At 32.9% G+C, this 6105-nt stretch carries 6 protein-coding genes and 1 tRNA gene; all 7 read right to left on the bottom strand.

Translation table 11 applies throughout. From position 1 onward, the window contains the following. Window positions 1-78: 78 nt before the first annotated feature. Window positions 79-152: transfer RNA gene (locus tag K1X16_RS06330), tRNA-Thr, on the bottom strand. 111 nt (window positions 153-263) lie between these two features. Beyond that, on the bottom strand, window positions 264-566 hold the full coding sequence (hpf, locus tag K1X16_RS06325) for a ribosome hibernation-promoting factor, HPF/YfiA family (RefSeq protein WP_195872728.1): 303 nt from the start codon (window positions 564-566) through the stop codon (window positions 264-266). A gap of 72 nt (window positions 567-638) precedes the next feature. Continuing rightward, window positions 639-1529, bottom strand: coding sequence for a tyrosine-type recombinase/integrase (locus K1X16_RS06320; protein WP_225035820.1), 891 nt, complete (start codon window positions 1527-1529; stop codon window positions 639-641). A gap of 373 nt (window positions 1530-1902) precedes the next feature. After that, window positions 1903-3069: an acyl-CoA dehydrogenase family protein gene (locus tag K1X16_RS06315; RefSeq protein WP_225035462.1), complete on the bottom strand. Its 1167-nt coding sequence runs from the start codon at window positions 3067-3069 to the stop codon at window positions 1903-1905. A gap of 15 nt (window positions 3070-3084) precedes the next feature. Continuing rightward, on the bottom strand, window positions 3085-3972 hold the full coding sequence (locus tag K1X16_RS06310; protein ID WP_225035461.1) for a ComEA family DNA-binding protein: 888 nt from the start codon (window positions 3970-3972) through the stop codon (window positions 3085-3087). A gap of 16 nt (window positions 3973-3988) precedes the next feature. After that, entirely contained in the window at window positions 3989-5614 is a 1626-nt protein-coding gene (locus K1X16_RS06305; RefSeq protein WP_195872731.1) for an alanine/glycine:cation symporter family protein, read from the bottom strand. A gap of 221 nt (window positions 5615-5835) precedes the next feature. Continuing rightward, window positions 5836-6063 carry a PspC domain-containing protein gene (locus tag K1X16_RS06300; protein ID WP_195872732.1) on the bottom strand — a complete coding sequence of 76 codons (228 nt, stop codon included), beginning with the start codon at window positions 6061-6063 and terminating at the stop codon, window positions 5836-5838. Between the last annotated feature and the right edge of the window lie 42 nt (window positions 6064-6105).

Here is a 6105-nt window from a genome sequence, read left to right as displayed (position 1 = left end):
TGAGTATCTCCCCAAAAATTCAATATTTCAATTATTAAAAACCTATTTTCTTCAAGCTGAGAAAACAAACTTTTAAAGAGCCGATGGAGGGACTCGAACCCACGACCTGCTGATTACAAATCAGCTGCTCTAGCCAGCTGAGCTACATCGGCTTTTCTTACATTTTTACGCTCAAAAACTGACCATAAAAAAGTCCGCTATTTCTAACGGACTGCAAATGTAAGACTTTATTTTTTTAATCAAAACATTTTTTGAAAAAAATTTCAACTATGTGCTCTTAATTTTTCTTTTCGCTTTTTTATTTGTCTTTCAAGAGACGCAATTGCCGCGTCAGTTCCTTCCTCAAAAGTTTTACATTGCTTCTTAACTACAAAGCTATCACCTGGTACGCTTACTTTAGCTTCAAAGATTTTATTCTCTTTGTCGCTTGTGTTTTGAACTTTTAAATATACATCGGATTGAATTATTTTATCATAAAACATATCTAACTTATCCATTCGTCTTTGAATAAAGTCAATTAGTTTACCGTCGGCCGTAAAATTAACGGATTGTGTGTTTACTTTCATTTAGTTTATTTTAAGTTAAACAAAAGTGCTAGATAATTAATCTAACACAGATTTATAAATATTAAGCTAGGCTTAACGTTGATTTCTTGGATGTGCTTTGGCATGCACTTTTTTTAATTCGGCAATACTGTTGTGTGTATACACTTGAGTCGCAGCTAAGCTAGTATGTCCGAGTAGTTCTTTTATGGCATTTAAATCTGCACCTTGGTTTAGTAAGTGCGTTGCAAACGAATGTCTTAACACATGAGGGCTGCATTTTGCTTTCGTTGATGCCATACTAAAATACTTATTTATTATTCTGTAAACAAGCTTTTCGTAAATTTTAAGACCTTTTTGGGTTAAAAATAACATCTCCTTGTCCTCTATTATAGGTAAATTCTGTCGATAATCTAAATAACGACTTACGGACTTAGATAGTGATTCTATTAATGGTATATACCTTTCTTTATTACGCTTTCCTAAAACTTTTATTTGATTGTTTTTAATATCGATATCAGACAATTTTAAATTTACAAGTTCAATACGTCTAATTCCTGTAGCGTAAAACAGTTCTATAATGAGATAATTTCTGGCACTTTCAAAATCTTCGATATGAATTGCATCTTCTAATACGGATTTTAATTCTTGTTCTGAAAACGGAAGTTGAACTTTCTTCCCTACTTTTAAAGCTTTATGTTTTTTAAGAGGGTTTACTTCAATATCCTCTGTTTTTAATAAAAATTTATAATAGGTATTTAGTGATGATACCTTTCTATTAATGGTTCGGTTAGAAATTTTACGATCAACGAGTGTCACAATCCATTGTCGTATTTCGGAGTAACCAACTTGTGCCAAATCTTCAGAGTTGTGGTATTTATTTAAAAAGCTTTGAAAATTTTCAATATCTCTTGTGTAAGCTAATACCGTGTGCTTGGAGTACGATTTTTCTAACAATAAATAATCTGAAAATGATTTAAGGTGCATGGCATTAGTTTGATGTGTTTTAAATATAACCATTAACTTGAACTAATATTGAAAAAGAACAAAAAAAATCCTGCCGAATAGCAAGATTATATTTAATATCGTTACAATTATACTATTATGTCGCTGGTTGATAATTCTTATTATCAATTACCATTTTAGCGCTATAAAAAACTATTTTCGCTAAAATGGTAATTTAACAAACTATGTAGCGGGCTTGTAATCTTTATTATCAATTACCATTTTAGCGCCATAAAAAACTATTTTCGCTAAAACGGTAATTTAACCAACTATGTAGCCGGCTTGTAATCTTTATTATCAATTACCATTTTAGCGCCATAAAAAACTATTTTCGCTAAAATGGTAATTTGGCAAACTATGTAGCGGGCTTGTAATCTTTATTATCAATTACCATTTTAGCGATAATTTCTTTCAGTATTTCAGAAGTTCCGCCTCCAATAGGTCCTAAACGACTATCTCTTGCCAAACGTGCCATTGGATATTCTTCCATATAGCCGTAACCTCCTAAAAACTGAAGACATTGATAAATAACATCGTCTGCCATTTTTGTTGATTGTAATTTAGACATCGTCGCTTCTTTTACAACGTAATCTCCCATATCTAGACGTTTAGCAACGTAGTAATTGAATTGCTTACAAATTTCCATTTGTGTTTCGCAATCTGCATACGTATGCCTTAAGGCTTGGAATTTATCTATAGTTCTACCAAATGCTGTTCTTTCAGACATGTATTGTTTAGCATACTCTAAAGCGTATTCTGCTCTTGCATGTGAATTGACTCCCATTATTAAACGCTCTAATGAGAAATGTTGCATAATATAAGGAAAACCTTGGCCTTCTTCGCCCATTAAATTAGACGCAGGAATTTCTACATTATCAAAAGCAATTTCACCTGTATCTGATGCTCTCCAACCTAATTTATCTAATTTAGTAGCGGAAATACCTGGTGTATCTCTATCCATTACAAAAATACTAATCCCTTTATTTCCTAATTCTGGGTTTGTTTTAGCAGCAACTACCAAATAATCGCTATAAACACCATTTGTTATAAACGTTTTAGAACCATTTATAATATAGGTATCACCTTTTTTAACAGCTGTTGTACGCATTCCGGCAACATCACTTCCTCCAAATGGTTCCGTAATACAGAGACAACCTATAGCGTCACCTAAAGCACTTGGTGTTAGATATTTTTCTTTTTGCTCATGGTTACCTTCCTTATTAAGATGCGTCATTGCTAAATATGCATGTGCCCACATTGCTGCGGCAAAACCACCAGAGTTGATGCGTTGCATCTCTTCAAGAAAAATCACGGTATAAAATAAGTCTAAATCTAGTCCACCATAAGCTTCAGGTGTAGCCAAACCAAAATAGCCCATATCACCAAACTTCTTCCAGATGAAACGTTCTATATGACCTGTTTCTTCCCATTCATCAATATGTGGCACGACTTCTTTTTTTAAGAAATCCCGAAGACTTTCTCGAAATAAATTGTGCTCTTCCGTAAAATATAAATTAGACATAGATTAGTGTTTTTTTTAGAGATGCAAATATAACTTAATAATCTTGAATTTTTTAACAGGAAAATCTTCAACTTTTGTTAATTCTTCTAAAGATTTAAAGCCATCTCTTAATGTTCGTTCTTCAATAATATGATGTGCTATTTCATAGTCTATGTATTGAATAGTGACCAGTTCGTCTCTAGTAGCCGTATTAAGATTAAATTTTTTTATTGGTCTTGGCGTTTTTACGGTGAAGTCATTTTTGATACGTTCAATAACTTCTGGAGACAAACCGTAGATTTCACTTAATTGAATATCGGCAATAAAACCACCTTTAAATTTATTACGATACGTCACAATTCGTTCCGATAGTTTTTCTCCTACTCCATAAACTTTTTTTAATTGAATTGCCGTCGCTTTATTTAAGTCTATCTTTTGATTGAAGGTTTTTGGTGTCTTTGAGTTTGAAAACGAATTGCTGTATTTTTGAGGCTTCGGTTTTGGGTTAGTCACCCAATCTGGAAACTTGAAATATGGTGACACTTCAGCTAAAAGTGAATCTGATATTTTAGTTACCTTCTGAAAATCCTCCGCAGAGTTAACCCACTGGTTTGATTCTCTAAACTTATGAAGTCTATCAATCTCCTCATTCGTCATTCCTAAAGTATATCCTTTATAATCGGTTATATAATTTGGATTAAAAGGATATATTTTTGGTTTCCTATTTTCTATTTCAACTAAACGGAGTGAATCTAATTCGTTTTTAAAGGCATTAACTTCCTTTTGATTTTCATGACGTTTATCATTAGTACTTGCAAAAATGTTAGGCATAAACCAATACACACATTGCAAAATGATAATAATAGCCAATAACAAAAAAATCCCATTCCGTTGTTTATTAGAAAACTGGAAATGGGATTTCATATTTCAAATTGTTTATTTATAAAATTTCATTTAAATCATCTGCTCCATCTTCAATCGCATCTTCCTTAACATTAATCGCTTTGTAGTATTTCTTTAATTCCTTTTTAATAATTGGTGATAATATAACCACACCAATAATATTAGGCACTACCATTGCAAAAATCATGGCATCAGAGAAATTAATTACTGCACCAAGACTAATTGAAGCTCCTACCACAACAAAGAATAAGAATAATATTTTATAAGCTAAATCTGATCCTTTTCCTTTTCCGAATAAAAACACCCAACCTTGCATACCGTAATACGACCAAGAAATCATTGTTGAAAATGCAAATAATATGACTGCGATAGTTAATATAATTGAGAAGTGTGGAATTACAGAATCAAACGCTGTTGCCGTAATTTCTACACCTTCCTTAACTTCAACTCCATACTCCATAAAGCCTCCATCAAAATTGGTAATTACAATCACTAATGCTGTCATTGTACAAATTACAACAGTATCTACAAAAGGTTCTAATAATGCTACAATTCCTTCAGACGCTGGATATTTTGTACGTACTGCAGAGTGTGCAATTGCTGCCGAACCAACACCAGCTTCGTTAGAAAATGCTCCTCTTCTAATACCTTGAATCATTACACCAACTAGTCCACCTGCAATACCCAATCCAGAAAATGCACCTTCATAGATTAATGCAAAAGCATCGTCGATTAAACTAAAATTAGCGCCTAAAATTATTAAAGAAGCTAACACATAAATTCCTGCCATAAAAGGCACTACTTTTTCAGTAACCTTAGCAATACGCTTAATTCCACCAATAATTACAACAGCTACAAGTGCAGCCATTACAAGACCAAAATAAAGACCTGCATTAGAATTAGGATCAAAGTCAAAAAGCTTTACAAATTGTGCCGCTGCCTGATTGGCTTGAAACATATTTCCACCGCCAAAAGAACCACCAATTACAAAAATGGCAAACAATACAGCAAGTACTTTACCAAAGCGCCCCATACCTTTAGATTTTAACCCTTTGGTTAGGTAGTACATTGGTCCTCCATAAACGGTACCATCTTCACCTACATCTCTATATTTTACACCAAGCGTACATTCTGCAAATTTTGAAGCCATACCAAGTAAACCAGCAACAATCATCCAGAAAGTTGCTCCAGGACCACCAATAGATAGTGCTACGGCAACACCTGCAATATTTCCTAATCCTACGGTTGCTGATAATGCCGCTGTTAAGGCCTGAAAATGCGTCACCTCTCCTTCAGCGCTATCGTCTCGTATTGTTTCAATGATATCTTCTCCCTCATTTGGTGTTGAATCACCATATAATGTATCAGCTCCATGTTTTTCAATATCTTCAAATTGTCCTCTAACCACTTTAATCGCCATTCTAAACCCTGTAATATTGATGAATTTAAAATAAAAAGTGAAGTATAACGCACCTCCAATTAACACAATAAGAACCCAAGGAATCTGAAACGTTTCTGAAAATGGAATTTCATAAAAAATTGCATCAACAAACCAACCTGTATAATCCTTAAAAATGGTATCTATTTTTTCGGAAGTTGTTTCTTGTGCAAAGTTTATAAGCGGTAATAAAAGTGCAAGAATTGATAGAAGATATTTCTTCATGGGAGGAATAAATTAGTTAGTCTTTAAGTTAATTTTTAGTTTTAAAGGTGACAAGATGCAAAAAAAAATTGAGTGAATAAAGTAACAACCTATAAAATGAGTGCAATTGGTTATTCAATTTTGTATTCAGAATTCAATTTTATTATCTTTTATAACCAATTTTAAACAACTATTTTTAGACTAAAATTCAACTTGCCGTTAACTTTTTTTTCAATTTAAGGCTACAAATCGAAAACTGAAGAGCGTTTTGTATACACTAAATCCTTAATGCGCATCCAAAAGGCTAAAAACAAATACAGAGCAAAACCAAAGCCAACCGTAACAAATGTTAAGTATATAAAAGAGGTTCTTACCACTTTAGCTCTTATACCCAATCGATCAGCTATACGTTGACATACGTAATAGCCGCGTTTTTGAAAATATAATAAGAGATTGTAGAACCACTTCATGTTTATAACTGTTGTTTTTTGCAGTAGCACATCCACAACAAA

Source organism: Winogradskyella sp. SM1960 (assembly GCF_020179375.1).
GTDB classification, from domain to species: domain Bacteria; phylum Bacteroidota; class Bacteroidia; order Flavobacteriales; family Flavobacteriaceae; genus Winogradskyella; species Winogradskyella marina.
This window is presented reverse-complemented; position numbering and strand designations above follow the sequence as displayed.

Excerpts from the sequence above, each read along its gene's own strand:
- hpf (WP_195872728.1), bottom strand. The coding sequence starts at position 566 with ATGAAAGTAAACACACAATCCGTTAATTTTACGGCCGACGGTAAACTA.
- K1X16_RS06320 (WP_225035820.1), bottom strand. The coding sequence starts at position 1,529 with ATGCACCTTAAATCATTTTCAGATTATTTATTGTTAGAAAAATCGTAC.
- K1X16_RS06315 (WP_225035462.1), bottom strand. The coding sequence starts at position 3,069 with ATGTCTAATTTATATTTTACGGAAGAGCACAATTTATTTCGAGAAAGT.
- K1X16_RS06310 (WP_225035461.1), bottom strand. The coding sequence starts at position 3,972 with ATGAAATCCCATTTCCAGTTTTCTAATAAACAACGGAATGGGATTTTT.
- K1X16_RS06305 (WP_195872731.1), bottom strand. The coding sequence starts at position 5,614 with ATGAAGAAATATCTTCTATCAATTCTTGCACTTTTATTACCGCTTATA.
- K1X16_RS06300 (WP_195872732.1), bottom strand. The coding sequence starts at position 6,063 with ATGAAGTGGTTCTACAATCTCTTATTATATTTTCAAAAACGCGGCTAT.